Here is a 15634-nt window from a genome sequence, read left to right as displayed (position 1 = left end):
ATCCGAGAGGCTAACAAGCCGTACACAGTTCACACTTTTCGGTTTACATTTGACGGGTGCATAGCTGCAAAACTTCTCTTAACCGTGCGCAATAGTGTCATTTCGCTGCAAGTTCAAAGACGTTTTCTGCTAGACTTGCCACGCACAAAATATAAGAGGCCGCGATCAGATGTCTGCTTGCCAATCGATCTATCATAAATTATTGAATTTACCGCTGTCGGTACTGGTGAAAACCATCAGTATTCCGTCAGATCCCGTTGGCCAGTTAGGTTTCGACCTAAATCGTCCAATCGTATACGTATTACCATTTCGCTCTCATTCTGACTTGCTGACACTGCGTAACAGCTGCTTGCAATTGGGGTTACCCGATCCTTTAGAGCCGCTTGAGCTTGGCGGAAAGTCGTTGCCACGCTACGTCTTTATTTCCCAAGGCAAGCGTATGTTCAACAACAGCGACCCTGTCCCCTTCGAATCTATCGAAGTGTTCACCGAGTTGTTGGAACTGCACAAACGTGACTCTGAGTTAGATATCCAGCTCGTACCGGCGTCTGTCGTCTGGAACCGCGACCCAGGTAACGAATCTCGCCCTGCAATGCCAGCATTGACTGCAATGAATGGCATTCAAAAATGCTTTACGATTTTGACCTTAGGTCGAGACAGTATGGTTCGCTTTAGCAACGCCGTATCACTGCGTTACATGGCGGACAAGCATGGCACGGATACCACCATCGCGAACAAACTCGCTCGCGTCGCGAAAATTCACTTTTCTCGCCAAAAAATGGCGGCATCCGGCCCTGGCCTGCCAAATCGACAAGCCTTGTTTAAGCGTTTGTTGGCATCGAAAGCCATCGACAAAGTGGTGCAAGAAGAAGCAGAAAGCCGCGACGTCCCAGTAGAGAAAGTGCGTAAAGAAGCCATCGATATGATGGAGGAGATCGCAGCTGATTTCTCCCCAAGTCTCATTCGCTATGGCGATCGTGTACTGACGTGGCTGTGGAACAAGCTGTATCAAGGCATTAACGTCAACAACTCAGAACGTGTACGCAAATTGGCGCAAGACGGCCACGAGATTGTGTATGTGCCTTGCCACCGCTCGCACATGGACTACCTGCTGCTTTCCTACATTTTGTATAAAGAAGGCCTAGTACCGCCACACATCGCGGCGGGCGTGAACCTGAACTTCTTCCCTGCCGGTCCGATTTTCCGTCGTGGGGGCGCATTCTTCTTGCGCCGTACGTTCAAAGGTAACCGCCTGTACTCCACAGTATTTCGTGAGTATTTAGCTGAGCTATTCGCCAAAGGCTATTCGGTGGAATACTTCTCTGAAGGTGGCCGTTCACGCACAGGGCGTTTGCTTCCCGCGAAAACGGGTATGTTGGCGATGACCATTCAAGCCATGCTTCGTGGTCTCAAACGTCCTGTTACGCTGGTGCCAGTGTACATCGGTTACGAACACGTAATGGAAGTCAGCACCTACGCCAAAGAGCTACAAGGCGAGCGTAAAGAAAAAGAAAACTTCGGTCAGGTATTGGGCATCGTTCGCAAGCTTCGAAACTACGGTAAAGGCTACGTGAACTTTGGTGAGCCTATTCCGGTCAATCACTTCCTGAACGAAAAAGCCCCAACGTGGCATCAGGACATTGATCCGATTGAGCCTCAGCGTCCAGAATGGTTAAACCCGGTCGTGAATGAACTGGCCGATCGCATGATGACCAAAATTAACGATGCTGCAGCCGCGAACGCCTTGACCTTATGTGCAACGGCTCTGCTCGCTTCACGCCAACGTGCGCTGAGCCGAGAGGCATTGGAAGAGCAACTAACCATTTATCTGGAAATGCTCCGTGCAGTGCCGTATTCATCGACCAGTACAGTGCCAGAAGACTCCGCGAAAGAGTTGGTTGAGCACGCCGTTAGCCTGAACAAGTTTGTTGTCGAGAAAGATTCGCTAGGCGATGTTATTTCACTGGATCGCCAACAGGCAATCTTCATGACCTACTATCGCAACAACATCATTCACCTGTTCGCTATCCCATCTTTGGTGGCGCAGATGCTGGTGTTTAGAAACAGCGTAAGTCGTGAAGATCTCAATAACACGGTGAAACAGCTTTACCCGCTACTCAAAGCAGAGCTTTACATGAGCTTTGATGAGGCTGCGCTGGAAAGCTACCTTGATGCCGTTGTGGTTGAATTGAATCGCCAACAGTTACTGACCGTTGATGGTGATATGTTGCACCGAAACCCAGCGAAGTTAACGCAGCTTCAGCTTTTGGGTCGCACCATCGCTGAAACGCTTCAACGCTATGCGATCACCTTGACGCTGTTCTGCCACGAATCCGATGTTTCACGATCTGATCTTGAGCAACAAAGCCAAATGATGGCGCAGCGTCTAAGTCGATTGCACGGTATCAATGCACCGGAATTCTTCGACAAAGGCGTGTTCAGCACTCTGGTGACGTCGCTCCGTGAGCAAGGTTACCTCAATCATGATGATCACGCGCGCACTGAACAGATTGAAGCATTACTGGAAAGTATCTTTGGTCTGATTTCCCCGGAAGTTCAGCTCACCATCCAGGCGATTCTGAACCAGTCCGCAGAGTAAAAAAAATCCCTCGCCTTGGCGGGGGATTTTTTTATCTCATGCGCAAAGAAATCCTGTCTAGGTCATCACTGCAAAAGCAATACCAACAAAAACCAGCATGCCTACGTAGTTGTTGTTCAAAAACGCTTTAAAACAAGCATCCCTTTCACGCGCTCTCGCCAACCATTGTTGATAAACGAACAACGCAGAGGCAGCAAGTAGAAACCAATAGTAGACGGTAGAGAGCTCGCTTAAATACCCAACCAGCAACAACAGCAATAGCGTAACCAGTTGCAACACGCCTACAGCCGCTTTATCAAATTTGCCAAACAAAATGGCGGATGACTTAATCCCAATTTTTAAATCATCATCTCTGTCGACCATGGCATAAAGGGTGTCATACGCCACCGTCCAAGCAACGTTGGCAATAAACAGCATCCACGCGACTGGCGGCAGCTCACCCGCTTGTGCCGCATAAGCCATAGGAATTGCCCAGCTAAATGCCATCCCCAGTACTAACTGAGGCATGTGGGTATACCGCTTCATGAAAGGATAAACAGAGGCGAGGATAACGGCGACTACCGACAATTGAATCGTCAGCATATCCAACGTCAGCACAAGCAGGAAGGCACCGAGAATAAGCAAGCCAAACAAGGCCAATGCTTCTTTTGCGGTAATCGTGCCAGATGGAAGGGGACGCGCTTTGGTCCGTTTTACATGGCCATCAAAATTTCGATCAGCAAAGTCGTTTATCACACACCCTGCCGCACGCATCATCACCACACCCAGAACAAATACCACCAACACGTGCGGATCTGGCATGCCGTCTGCTGCCAAAAACAACGCCCATAGCGTTGGCCAAAGTAGCAGCAAACTGCCGATTGGCCTGTCCATACGCGTCAATTGCCAAAATGCTCTCGCTTTGGCCGCATCCATTTAGCCTTCCTCCTGATAAATCGGCGCATGAGGTAAAAACAATTCTGAAACTAGCATAGGCTTATCGTTCACCCACAACCGTGAGCGACGTGCCAATAATTCTTGTCCATCAACAACAAGACTCGCAATTTCGATTGCGTCTCGTCGTGCGTTCGCCTGATTGAATACGCGCTGTCCAAGGGGGACCGCACCTAAGTCTGCAATGTCTTTTTCCTGCTCTGTCAGTGTCGACATAGGCACTAAGGTTCGGGCGCAAAGCCAAGGGCAGTCATCACCTGACAAAACCACTTCACGCACTAAACACGCCCCATCACCCAGCAAAGCGCGTTCCGAGTCAGACAAGCTGGTTTTATCAACGTCGTGCAAACCAATCACTTCAACGGTCAGCGTTTCACAACACGCTTTCAGGCGCTCAGTCATTGAGTGGCGTTCAAGCAGCCATTCACCGACTTTTGTTGTTTCCAGCTGTTGCCAATCAGGGGCCTCCCAGTTTGCCTCCATCAGGGCTGATACATGTAATCGTTTGAATTCTGACATTTTATCCTGAGCCAAAGAGCAAAAAAAACATAAAACTTTCGCCGAATCGGCTATTAATGATTAGTATTAATAGTGCGCTATTGTACACGGCTGTGCTCACTCACGCGCAGCTAAACTACCATAAGAGATTCATTAAATCCGGGGTTTGGCAAAAACCATGAAAAAAAACATTACCGCCATTTTCACCTTAATAATGACACTGTTAGTATCAATGCCTTCTTCTGCGAAGGAGGAGCCAGCCGCAGCTTTCAGTTATTTTACGCTAGAGCCTGAAATCACAACCAACTTTATAACAGACGGACGTAAGCTCGGATTTATCAATGTACGTGTAGACCTGATGGTTGATGACGCCTCATTGATACAGCAACTTGAGTACCACCAGCCGTTGATACGCGACACTATTATTGAAGTGTTAAGTCAGGAAAATGAAGTCAGGGTGAAGTCGCTCGCTGGACGAGAGGCCATACGTAAAGCATGCCTGGAGAAGGTTAATGAGATGCTGTTGGCAGAAACCAACCAAAAAGTGTTAGCTGACTTGCTGTTTACCAAGTATCTGTATCAGTAGTCCCAACGTTAAAATAAAAAGGCGCTGAGATGCGCCTTTTTGCGTGACTTCGAAAAGGATTACGCCAACTCAACGCTCGAATTCACTTTCTCTTTGCGCGCAAGATAGGCAATCACGGACGCTTTCTCGTCGTCTGATAGATACAACCCTAACTTGGTTCGGCGCCACAAAATGTCTTCTGCCGTCTGCGCGTACTCCGCAGTCATCAAGTAATCGACCTCACGCTGAGACAGGCTAGCACCAAATTGCTGCCCCAGATCGTCCAAATCATTCACATCACCCAGCCACACCCAGACCCGACTGCCGTATGTGATCGCCAATCGGTTGGCCATAAAATTGTCCATCCACGGAAATTGAAGGCGAAGCGCATTTTCAACGTCTTCAAACGATGAGATATCTTCTCCTCCCGGCAAAGGCTGAGTCGTCGTCCACGCATCTCCGCAATCGGCAAAAAACGGGGCCAACTGATTAACGGCCGCCTGAGCGAGCTTGCGATACGTCGTTAATTTCCCACCAAACACTGACAGCATAGGAGCCCGTCCCGCTTGCGCGTTCAACTCCAAAGTGTAATCACGCGTGATCGCCTGCGGAGAGTCAGACTCATCGTCACACAAGGGGCGAACACCACTATAAGTCCAAACCACATCATCTTTGCTCAACGGCTTTTTGAAATGTTGGTTGTAGACATCGAGAACATAGGCAATTTCTTTGTCTTCGATATCGACGTCTCTCGGATCGCCATTGAACTCGACGTCCGTCGTGCCAATAACCGAAAAGCGGTCTAAATAAGGCAGAACGAAAACAATGCGCCCATCTTCATTTTGAAGAATATAAGCCGCCTTCTCTTCATGCACACGGGGAACAACGATATGGCTGCCTTTGATAAGACGAATATTGCGTGGTGAGGTTTCTGACGTACTCTCATCGAAAAACTGCTTTACCCAAGGACCCGCGGCATTGACCAGAACCCTACCCTGACGAGTAAATTGCGTTTGCGTTACCTCATCAAATACTTCAATTTCCCACAACCCATCTTTACACTCTGCGCTCACCACTTTGCAGCGGTTACGCACTTCCGCACCACGCTCCGCCGCATCCATCACGTTAAGAATCACCAAACGCGCATCATCTACCCAACAATCTGAATATTCGAACCCTTTGGTCATTTCAGGTTTTAGGACGGAGTGCTGATCAAAACGTATTCCTTTGCTTGCCGGTAGTGTCGTGCGAGTGCTGAGGTGGTCATAAAGGAATAGTCCTGCACGGATCATCCAAGCAGGGCGAAGATGAGGGCGATGTGGTAATCGAAACCGCATTGGCCAGGCAAGAAACGGGGCTTTTCTAAGTAACACTTCGCGCTCTGCCAACGCTTCACTCACGAGCCGAAACTCATAGTGTTCAAGGTAACGTAGCCCGCCATGAATGAGTTTAGAGCTTGCTGACGAGGTGGCTGATGCAAAGTCGGCTGCATCGTATAACCCAACTTTCAGGCCACGCCCAGAAGCATCTGCGGCAATGCCAGCACCATTGATACCGCCGCCGACTACCAACACGTCAAACACATTGTCGCTCATTCTAACCCCCACAATCCCTTTCATTCATGACGAACTGTATCTGGACCCTAAAATGCTCATTCGAACATTTTACTTTCGTTTACGAGCAGTTTAGTGCAAAAAGTGCACAGGCAAAATAGCAATGTGATGAAAAGTTGTCCCATTCGCGCATAAAAAAACCGCCATCGGCGGTTTTCATTCTTCAACTGATTGGTTTAATTAGGAAATGATTTCCACATGCGCCTCACTGTCACGGCGTGTTTTTTCTATGTCTGGCGGCAATGGGGCGTTGGTAAAGAGCATATCAACCTGCGATAAATCCCCTACATTTACCATGGCATTTCGCCCGAACTTGGTGTGATCAACCGCTAGCATAACCAAACGGCTATTCTCCATGATTGCCTGTTTCACCCGCACTTCGTGGTAATCAAAATCTAACAGACCGCCCTGAAGATCGATGCCACTGATCCCGAGAATGCCAAAGTCTAAACGAAACTGAGAAATAAAATCGACGGTCGCCTCACCCATAATGCCGCCATCACGGTTACGGACTTCTCCGCCCGCCATGATGATCCGAAAGTCCTCCTTCGTCATCAGAATACTCGCGGCATTGAGGTTATTGGTGACAATACGCAGGTCTTGATGATTGAGTAACGCTCTAGCCACTGCTTCAGGTGTTGTCCCTATATCAATAAACAGCGTTGCACCGTCTGGGATATGGGCAGCAAGGGCCTGTGCAAGACGGTTCTTTTCCTCCTGCTGCATGATTTTACGCGCATCATATGCGGCATTGACGGAGCTTGATGGCAATGTGGCTCCACCGTGTTGGCGCCGGATCTTGTTGTCAGCGGCCAATTCGTTGAGGTCACGCCGAATCGTCTGCGGACTGACATCAAAATGCAGCACCAAGTCGTCGGTACTGACATACCCTTGGCTACGCACTAAATCGAGAATTTCCTGATGTCGCTGGGTCTGTTTCACGGCGTCCTTGGCTCCCATAATAAAAAACGCCCCATCTGGGACGTTTTTAGTGTAATGGCGTCAAGCATTAAAGCCAACGATAAGCCCGTGAACGACGTCGTGCATCACATTAAGAATGTCTCGCTGCTCTCGAGAACTTGGCATCAAAGACACCAATTGCACACCCAGAGATCAAGCCAAATAAATGTGCCATGTTGGCAATTGCCATACCGAATGGTTCAAAGAAGCCAACCACAAGCCACAGCAACATAAAGCCGACATAGGCCGTCTCAATCGACAAGCCTCGCTGTGGAGCCAATGCCCCCATTAACCATAGGTAACCAAGTAAGGCATACACCACACCCGACATTCCTCCGAATGCTGGCCCCTCAAAAGCATATTGCCCAAGTCCAGAAAAGAGTGAAGTCAGCAAAAACAACTGTACCAGCTTAGCACTGCCACATTGTTTCTCTATCTTTCCACCTAACACCCACCACCACAGTAGGTTGAACACGATATGCATGGCCGAAAAATGAAGAAGTGCGTGTGTAAATAAACGCCATATCTGCCACTGCTGCTCTTCCGTCGCAGGGAAGTGAAGCAACGAAAAGACATCGTTACCAAAGCCAAGCATCAGACCGGCATAAGCCACGATACACACGATCATGATCGATAGTGTAAACGGGCCAGAGTTTTGTTTGAGTGACGCGATCAAACCCTCGCGAGGGTAATAAAAACGTGCTGTGCGGCTTTCTGCCATATCCCAAGAGGCAGACTGATACTGACGCGCCGTAGGGTTATTGAGAAAGGTATTCAACTCCGCCTCGGCTTCTATCTGATGCTGTTCATCAACAAGCCAGAGCGCAAATAGCCCCTCACCTTCCGGCATCATCTGAATATCGATGTCTCTTGACGCCATATAATCTATAAATGCTTGGCCCGCTCTGGGGTTGGGAATTGCGATCAGCCGTATCATGGTACCTCTGAATTAATTAACGCCAGACTCAACAGGAAGTGTTTGTCGATGCCAAGCTTCAAAACCGCCATCTACACTGTACACCTGCTCGAAGCCTTGGTTAACTAAATATTGTGCCGCACCTTGGCTACTGACACCGTGGTAACACATCACCAAGATAGGCTGCTCATAATCAACCGCTTGCGTAAACTGCACAATCGAGTCATTTGTCAGGTGAAACGCCCCCTGTGGATGAGATAGCTGAAAAGACTGAGGATCCCGGATATCCACTAAAACCGCCTCCTGATCCTTGCTCTGAAGAAGTTGCCAAGCGTCATTTACAGAGATATGCGCAAATTGTTCCATGGGTTATTCCACTCCCTAATCAATAAAGTAGGTGTAGCTGACTCGAGGCCACACCGCAAAACTGCCTGAAAAACTGCATTGTACCTGAGATTAGCGTGAGTAATTCCATGGGAATATAATGGGATTTGTACACTTTTACACCACCTGTGGAAAAGTCTGTGGATTGCGTTGATAAGGTAGGATCAGACTTTTGGATCCACAACATCTAGTGTTGATCATAATAAACCTGTGGAAAACTGATCTCAGCCCAATCACCACAAGGGTTTTACAGGTACAAAAAAACCGGCAACATGCCGGTTTTTACGATCTTAGCAGGACAGCGATCACAATACGTCGCCAACTGCCTCTTTCAACTTACGCATCGCATTCTTTTCTAATTGTCGAATACGCTCAGCAGATACCTGATACTGATCCGCCAATTCTTGCAGCGTTGCTTTGTTGTCATCATCCAACCAGCGCGAACGAATAATATGCTGGCTTCGCTCATCTAATCCTGACATAGCAGTTGCCAGTCTGTGATTAGCGTGATTTTCCCAATTCTCTGATTCCAAGTTGGTGGCGATATCTGAACTCTTGTCTTCCAGATAAAACACAGGGGCGACAGGGCCGTCACGCTCTTCATCATCTGCGCCGGCATCAAAACCTGCATCCTGAGCGGCAAGACGGGACTCCATCTCACGGACTTCAGATGCATCAACCCCCAGTTGCTCAGCAACCATGTTTACTTCTTCAGCATTAAACCAACCAAGACGCTTTTTCGACTTACGCAGGTTGAAGAACAACTTGCGTTGCGCTTTGGTGGTTGCCACTTTCACGATACGCCAGTTACGCAAGACGTATTCGTGAATTTCGGCTTTAATCCAGTGAACAGCAAAGGAAACAAGACGCACACCCACTTCAGGGTTAAAGCGCTTAACCGCCTTCATCAGGCCAATGTTACCTTCCTGCACGAGATCAGAAACTGGCAATCCATAACCGGAATAACCACGGGCGATATGAACAACAAATCGCAGATGTGACAGGATCAGGCTTTTCGCCGAGTCCAAATCGCCATCATAATGAAGACGTTCTGCCAGCTCTCGTTCCTCATCAGCAGACAACATCGGGTAGCTATTTACCTGACGTAAATAACTATCAAGACTGTCTTGAGAGATCGGGGCTAGTGCATACATCTCTGTTGTCATTTTCACCTCTTTTCGAATAAATCGACTTTGTGAGCTGCGATCAGCTCTCGCAATACTCTACTCAAGATTAAAAAAACTGCAAGCCTGAGCACAAAATCACCATTTTTGAGACATTGAACTATGAAACAGGTTCAATTTCTTTTAAGTGTTTTCCTGCAGCAAGACGCGCTGCAAGCAGTCCGATCAGACCTGTAACCATCAGAAGAAGAAAGGTTTCCTCTACGCCCAGTCCCGAAAGTTGGAAAGCACTGCTATATAATGTAGCCAATTTTTCGACTGCAGTATCAAGCATTAACGCATTCACCTGCACGACAACCCACGCGACAACCGCACCAGAAAGTGCCAACCAGACGCCTGTATAGATATAAGGACGCAAGATGTAACTGTCCGTTGCCCCAACCAGCTTCATGACTTGAATTTCTTCTTTTTGGTTCAACACCTGCAAACGCAGGGTATTGCCAATGATAAGAAAAACCGCCATCAACATGAGCGCAGAGAATACCGTCGTGAGTGTTAGCACCAGACTTTCAATTGCCGCCAGGCGTTGCAACCAGTCACTGTCTAAGCGAACTTCGTCAACGTTGTTATCGGTGCGAAGTTTCGAAGCAAGGGCAGTCGCCGATGCAGCATCATCAGCACTCGGTGTAATCACAATCACTGACGGCAACGGGTTATCGTCAAGCAAACTTACTGCCGCATCAAACCCTTGAATCTGACGAAGTTGCTGCAGGCCATCATCTGGCGAAATATAGCTGGTCGACGCCACCTCCGGCCATTCACTGATCTCGTCAGAAAACGCTTTCGCTCGCTCATCTTGCATCGGCTGTAGGTAAACTGTGATCTGATTCGGTGCTTGCCACTCTTCCGTGACAGCAACAATGTTCTTCGCCAGCATAAAGAGTGTCGCTGGCAGAGCCAGAGAAAATGCTAGAGCCAGCACGGTCAGCAAGTTGCCAAGCGGACGCGCAAGCAGATCACGAAGAGCCTGACCACCTTGCTGTTTATGCAATGTAAGAAAATTAGCCACGCGCCACCTCCGACAAATGGCCCTGATTCAAATCAAATCGACGCATGTCGTACTTACTCAGTAGTGATGTATCGTGTGTAGCCATCAACACGGTCACACCCACCTGATTAAACTGACGGAACAACTCCATGATCTGTTGAGACAGAGCAGCATCAAGGTTACCGGTTGGTTCATCTGCAATAAGCAGTTGAGGTCGATTCACCACAGCGCGAGCAATGCCCACGCGTTGTTGCTCACCACCTGAAAGCTGCATGGGCAAACAGTTCATTTTGTCCAATAGGCCCACTTTGTCTAACGCCGCCGAAACACGCTTTTTAATGTCAGCCTCGGGGGTCTGCTCGATTCGAAGTGGTAACGCCACATTGTCGAAAACTGAGCGGTCCATCAACAGCTTGTGATCTTGAAAAATGATACCAATGTGTCGACGTAAAAAAGGAATGTCTTTGCGATCAATGCGCGATATATCATGACCGTTAAACAGGATCTTCCCGTCGCTCGGCCGCTCAATCGCGCACAGTAATTTCAGCAGGGTACTTTTACCCGCACCAGAATGTCCGGTGAGGAATGCCATATCCCCTTTGGGTAGGTGAAAATTCACCTTCTGTAACGCTTGGTGCCCACCACGGTAGGCCTTACTCACCTGCTGAAATTGGATCACGCTTATCAGTCCTCTTGGCTAAACAGAGCTTCGATAAAGTCTTCCGCGACAAACGGTCTTAAGTCGTCGATACCTTCACCGACACCGATGTAACGAATAGGAATGTTGAACTGATCAGCCACAGCGAAGATAACACCACCTTTCGCTGTACCATCCAGCTTGGTCAGGGTAATACCAGACAGTGGCGCGATATCATTAAACAGTCGTGCTTGGCTGATCGCGTTTTGCCCGGTCCCCGCATCAATCGTTAGCATGATTTCATGCGGCGCATTTTCATCGAGCTTTTTCATCACGCGAACGATCTTCTTCAGCTCTTCCATTAGGTTAGCTTTGTTTTGAAGACGACCAGCCGTATCGGCAATAACCACGTCAACATTACGCGCTTTTGCTGCCTCAATCGCGTCATAGATCACTGATGCACTGTCCGCGCCTGTGTGCTGCGCAATAACAGGGACATTATTTCTATCACCCCACACCTGGAGTTGTTCGACTGCTGCCGCGCGGAAAGTGTCACCCGCGGCCAACATGACTGATTTACCTTGTTGCTGGAATTGCTTGGCAAGTTTACCAATCGTGGTAGTTTTGCCCACACCGTTTACGCCGACCATCAGAATAACAAACGGACCGCTTTCTGTTTTCACTTCCAACGGCTGATCCACTTTACTCAGGATCTCTGCCATTTCTTGTTTAAGAAGACCAAACAGTGCTTCACCATCTTTAAGCTCTTTACGTGACGCCTTGTCGGTCAGACTGTCGATGATCTTGGTGGTTGTATCCATACCAACATCAGCAATAAGCAATTGCTCTTCCAGCTCTTCAAAGAGCTCGTCATCGATTTTTTTACCGCTAAATAGGCTAAAGAAACCTGCACCCAGGTTGGCTTTGGTCTTTTGAAGGCCACGCTTCAAACGCGCAAAAAAGCCTTCACGTTTCGGTTTTTCTTGTTCAGCCTGCGCAGACGCTTGCTCTTCTGCCAATCGCGCTGCGTCTTCGGCGGCCAATGCTTCGGCGGCTAAACGATCTTCTTCCGCTTGCGCTTCAGCTTCGGCTGCGAGACGAGCTTGCTCTTCTGCCGCTGCTTTCGCTTCAGCTTCCGCTGCCGCTTTCGCTTCAGCTTCCGCTGCTAAACGGGCCTCTTCTTCAGCTGCCGCTTTTGCTTCGGCTTCTGCAGCGATACGAGCCTCTTCTTCAGCTACCGCTTTCGCTTCGGCTTCCGCTGCTAAACGGGCTTGTTCTTCGGCTGCCGCTTCGGCTTCTGCAGCTAAACGAGCTTGTTCTTCGGCTGCCGCTTTTTTCGCTTCAGCTTCCGCTGCTAAGCGAGCCTGTTCTTCTGCCGCCGCTTTCGCTCCAGCTTCCGCTGCTAAACGGGCCTCTTCTTCAGCTGCCGCTTTTGCGTCAGCTTCTGCAGTTAAACGTGCCTCTTCTTCGGCTGCCGCTTGCGCTTCAGCTTCTGCAGCTAAACGAGCTTCTTCTTCGGCCGCCGCTTTCGCTTCAGCTTCTGCTTGGAGGCGTTCTTGCTCCGCCTGTTGCTCATCTTCTTTCTTACGGCCGAAACCCAGCCAGGACATAAATCCGCGTTTCTTTTTTTCTGCCATTGGCAAATCCTAAAGCATGATTGGTACAATCGGCGCGATAACAGCGAGCTGATCAAAAACTGTGGCCACTGCGCCTTATAAATGCAGTGTGGTAACTAAACTATTTCTGCATTGCTTATGACGCAGAAATACTGGCGAAAGAGGATATACACTCTAACGTCACTAACCTTAAAATATTTGAGGAATATGCAGTCCAGTTACCGAACTCGCATAGTCTAACACCTTCTTGGCGGTCAAAAAATCTATGGTACGACGTAACCCAAAAAACCCTGTGAAGCAAAATAGTGGTCGGGGCAATCAATCTTCCGCAAATAGCGGGGGTGGCTCAGGATTTGTTCGCATCATTTCCGGTAAATGGCGTGGCCGTAAACTGCCGGTAAAAAATGTGGAAGGGCTGCGCCCAACAACTGATCGCGTGAAGGAAACTGTCTTTAACTGGTTAGCTGCCGATCTTTACGACGCTAAGTGCCTCGATGTTTTTGCAGGAAGCGGTGGCCTAGGGTTAGAAGCCTTGTCGCGACAAGCCGAACATGTCACCCTTCTGGAGCTAGACAAAGGGGCAGCCGCGCAAATCAATCAAAACCTGTCGGCATTGAAAGCAGAAAATGCAACGGTGAAAAACGTCGATGCGTTACAGTTCTTGTCGCAAACTGGGCAGGCCTTTGATGTGGTCTTTATCGACCCACCCTTTCGCAAAGAGTTGCTGAATGATGCTATCGACAAGCTAGAAAAAAATGGCTGGTTAAGTGCTAATGCACTGATCTATATCGAAGCAGAGAAAGAGTTTGGACTTCCTGTGGTGCCAAACCACTGGGACATGGTTAAGGAAAAACACGCCGGACAAGTAAGTTTTCGGTTGTATCAAAGAGAGGAAAAATGAGAGCACTTATCTTATTAGCAAAAGCAGCCATTGGTTTTGTCTGGTTCGTGTTGATTGCTAATATCGTCCAACCGTTTCCAGGCGTAGCGGCAATGGCACTGTATATCATGACCGCTTTCCTGTTCTGTATGCATGGGTTACAAATGCTGATTTTCATTGGTGCCTTCGGCGACAAAATCAGCATGACGCGCTGGGAGAAATGGTCGATTCTCCTGTTTGGTATTTTTGCGCTTCTCGATATCCGCCGCAAATACATGGTCGGAAAAGAATAACCCGTAATTAAGTGCCAAAAGGCCTCTCTTAGAGGCCTTTTTAGTACGTATTATTCGCCGTGATTGCAGATTCGCGCTTCATTGACCACCAGCGCACCTGCACTTTCGAGAATTTTCTTACGACGACGTAAAAACACTAACACATCACTGAACGTCATGTCTTTTTGGCTGCATGTGTGAAATCTCGCCTCATCTCCCCACTCCCGAGTAACCCAATCGGTTAACGCGTACTCCGACATCGGCTCACTTTTTAAATGATTGAGGATCTGATGAACATGAATAGATGCTTGCATAGTTTTGTCCGTGGCTGTGTTGTTCGCTGGGGACATACAAACACAGCCATGCACTAAAATTTTTGATATGCCGCAATGGTCACTCGATTTCCGCCCGTGGCACACCGCATTGCCAACAGATCTCAAAATTTCCGCCACTTTCTTCCTGACAGGCTGAACACCACCATACGGCATTCGACTGCGCTTCATAGTGCGCTAAGACTTTTCGTGCCACCGCTTCCTGCACGACATCAACCCACAGTGTGACTGCTAATACATCGGCTGGCAGTTCTCCCGTTGCACTGGAGAGCGTCTCTCCTTTAAGCACCACGTCTATCGCCTCTGTCTCCAACATCCCTTTCAGGCTGTGAGCTTCTAGTGAATTACTGGCACTATACACTTGCACCAATGACATGAATAACTCCTTACTGGGCGAACAATACCGATGCAGTAATCAGCCCTTGAGCACAGAAGTACGAGCTCATGATTAACAACACTGACGTGCGAAAAGGGCCTTTAAATCGGTCAAAGGCAAGCACAGTGTCTGACAACATAAACAGCAAGGCACCGCCAAACGCGTAGGCCGCCATTGGTGTGCGCTCTGCCATCCAAAACTCACCCGCCCCCCACGCCATCTGCGCGATGACCCCAATGTACAAGCCCACAGGAATCAGCAGTGCCCCAAGATTTGGAAGTAAAAGGAGGAAAATTAAGACACTGGCCGCACCAAGTAACGCGGGTAACCACCATACCATTGGGCCATCAAATTGTTGCCAAAACGCTACGCTATACAAAATATGTGCGACAAGAAAACTGACGAGCCCGGGAATAAAACGGTCTTTGGGTAACATCAAGAAAATGTCACCTACCAAAGAAAATGCTAACCCTGCCACAATCCAGTGGGTGTAACTGCTCTCTTGCCCGCCCATGAGTCCAATCGCGATGAGGATTGCAATGGTCAATGGTTTAAAAAGATAAAACTGCCAACGAGGACCTTTGTAGGCAGCATTGATATGTAGAAGCCCTGAGCAACAGACAGCAAACCAACTCAACATGACTTAATCCCTTACATTTCGAGCCAACCAAGTCTAGAGATGCACCATATAAAGTCCACGTCCCAGATCTCAGAAAGAGAAACGCACACCAAATGCGACTAAAACGCCAACCTTAACCCTAACATTCTTAGGTGTTTGTAGCGGTTTCATCGTCTCTTTTCAGCGACGTGACGGAAAAAGCCTTGGTATACCCACGCAATCTGCAAAGGCAGGGGTGAGATTATTGAGGGACAAAAAAAGC

17 protein-coding genes are annotated in these 15634 nt (G+C 48.6%); 4 read left to right on the top strand and 13 right to left on the bottom strand.

The annotated features are described in order from the left end of the window. Positions 1-169 precede the first annotated feature (169 nt). Positions 170-2599: a glycerol-3-phosphate 1-O-acyltransferase PlsB gene (plsB, locus tag LRP49_RS12605; protein ID WP_274142586.1), complete on the top strand. Its 2430-nt coding sequence runs from the start codon at positions 170-172 to the stop codon at positions 2597-2599. Positions 2600-2656: 57 nt separating this feature from the next. On the opposite strand, the gene ubiA is transcribed toward plsB, so the two are convergent. Both ubiA and LRP49_RS12595 read right to left on the bottom strand, forming a co-directional pair. Beyond that, a complete protein-coding gene (ubiA, locus tag LRP49_RS12600; protein ID WP_274142584.1) occupies positions 2657-3514 on the bottom strand; it encodes a 4-hydroxybenzoate octaprenyltransferase in 858 nt (285 codons plus the stop codon). Further along, a complete protein-coding gene (locus LRP49_RS12595; protein WP_274142582.1) occupies positions 3515-4051 on the bottom strand; it encodes a chorismate--pyruvate lyase family protein in 537 nt (178 codons plus the stop codon). It lies immediately after the preceding gene. A gap of 157 nt (positions 4052-4208) precedes the next feature. On the opposite strand from LRP49_RS12595, the gene LRP49_RS12590 reads away from it, so the two are divergent. Continuing rightward, positions 4209-4616 carry a flagellar basal body-associated protein FliL gene (locus LRP49_RS12590; protein WP_274142581.1) on the top strand — a complete coding sequence of 136 codons (408 nt, stop codon included), beginning with the start codon at positions 4209-4211 and terminating at the stop codon, positions 4614-4616. Positions 4617-4675: 59 nt separating this feature from the next. On the opposite strand, the gene glpD is transcribed toward LRP49_RS12590, so the two are convergent. From glpD to ftsY, 8 genes are all read right to left on the bottom strand, one after another. Continuing rightward, positions 4676-6190 carry a glycerol-3-phosphate dehydrogenase gene (gene glpD, locus LRP49_RS12585; RefSeq protein WP_274142579.1) on the bottom strand — a complete coding sequence of 505 codons (1515 nt, stop codon included), beginning with the start codon at positions 6188-6190 and terminating at the stop codon, positions 4676-4678. Between the two features lie 198 nt (positions 6191-6388). Continuing rightward, the gene (locus LRP49_RS12580) at positions 6389-7150 is read right to left on the bottom strand and encodes a DeoR/GlpR family transcriptional regulator (RefSeq protein WP_274142577.1); all 762 of its coding nucleotides are present in this window, start codon (positions 7148-7150) and stop codon (positions 6389-6391) included. Between the two features lie 109 nt (positions 7151-7259). Then, positions 7260-8105 carry a rhomboid family intramembrane serine protease GlpG gene (gene glpG / locus LRP49_RS12575; RefSeq protein ID WP_274142576.1) on the bottom strand — a complete coding sequence of 282 codons (846 nt, stop codon included), beginning with the start codon at positions 8103-8105 and terminating at the stop codon, positions 7260-7262. A gap of 12 nt (positions 8106-8117) precedes the next feature. Next, positions 8118-8450: a thiosulfate sulfurtransferase GlpE gene (gene glpE, locus LRP49_RS12570; RefSeq protein WP_274142575.1), complete on the bottom strand. Its 333-nt coding sequence runs from the start codon at positions 8448-8450 to the stop codon at positions 8118-8120. Positions 8451-8773: 323 nt separating this feature from the next. Beyond that, a complete protein-coding gene (gene rpoH / locus LRP49_RS12565) occupies positions 8774-9634 on the bottom strand; it encodes an RNA polymerase sigma factor RpoH (RefSeq protein ID WP_274142574.1) in 861 nt (286 codons plus the stop codon). Positions 9635-9752: 118 nt separating this feature from the next. Beyond that, positions 9753-10661, bottom strand: a complete 909-nt coding sequence (ftsX, locus tag LRP49_RS12560) for a permease-like cell division protein FtsX (protein WP_274142573.1) — start codon at positions 10659-10661, stop codon at positions 9753-9755. Further along, the gene (gene ftsE / locus LRP49_RS12555; RefSeq protein WP_274142571.1) at positions 10654-11319 is read right to left on the bottom strand and encodes a cell division ATP-binding protein FtsE; all 666 of its coding nucleotides are present in this window, start codon (positions 11317-11319) and stop codon (positions 10654-10656) included. The genes ftsX and ftsE overlap by 8 nt, the downstream gene beginning before the upstream one ends. A gap of 5 nt (positions 11320-11324) precedes the next feature. Continuing rightward, entirely contained in the window at positions 11325-12914 is a 1590-nt protein-coding gene (ftsY, locus tag LRP49_RS12550) for a signal recognition particle-docking protein FtsY (protein ID WP_274142569.1), read from the bottom strand. A 244-nt stretch (positions 12915-13158) separates the two neighbouring features. Here ftsY and rsmD point away from each other — a divergent pair, with 244 nt between their 5' ends. Together rsmD and LRP49_RS12540 are read left to right on the top strand one after the other, a co-directional pair. Next, positions 13159-13794: a 16S rRNA (guanine(966)-N(2))-methyltransferase RsmD gene (gene rsmD, locus LRP49_RS12545; protein WP_274142567.1), complete on the top strand. Its 636-nt coding sequence runs from the start codon at positions 13159-13161 to the stop codon at positions 13792-13794. Further along, positions 13791-14066 (top strand): DUF1145 domain-containing protein, encoded by a 276-nt coding sequence (locus LRP49_RS12540; RefSeq protein ID WP_274142565.1) that lies wholly within the window; start codon positions 13791-13793, stop codon positions 14064-14066. Before rsmD ends, LRP49_RS12540 begins: the two co-directional genes overlap by 4 nt. Positions 14067-14116: 50 nt before the next feature. Here LRP49_RS12540 and LRP49_RS12535 read toward each other — a convergent pair whose 3' ends face one another. The 3 genes from LRP49_RS12535 to LRP49_RS12525 all read right to left on the bottom strand — a co-directional run bounded on the left by LRP49_RS12535 (position 14117) and on the right by LRP49_RS12525 (position 15393). Beyond that, positions 14117-14359, bottom strand: a complete 243-nt coding sequence (locus tag LRP49_RS12535) for a YecH family metal-binding protein (RefSeq protein ID WP_274142563.1) — start codon at positions 14357-14359, stop codon at positions 14117-14119. 79 nt (positions 14360-14438) lie between these two features. Continuing rightward, entirely contained in the window at positions 14439-14753 is a 315-nt protein-coding gene (locus LRP49_RS12530; RefSeq protein ID WP_274142561.1) for a putative signal transducing protein, read from the bottom strand. Between the two features lie 10 nt (positions 14754-14763). Continuing rightward, on the bottom strand, positions 14764-15393 hold the full coding sequence (locus LRP49_RS12525) for a lysoplasmalogenase (protein ID WP_274142560.1): 630 nt from the start codon (positions 15391-15393) through the stop codon (positions 14764-14766). Positions 15394-15634: the final 241 nt, after the last annotated feature.

It is taken from the genome of Enterovibrio qingdaonensis (assembly GCF_028683135.1).
Taxonomy (GTDB): domain Bacteria; phylum Pseudomonadota; class Gammaproteobacteria; order Enterobacterales; family Vibrionaceae; genus Enterovibrio; species Enterovibrio qingdaonensis.
The sequence above is the reverse complement of the archived record's forward strand: the minus strand, read 5'-3'. Positions and strand labels throughout refer to the sequence as shown.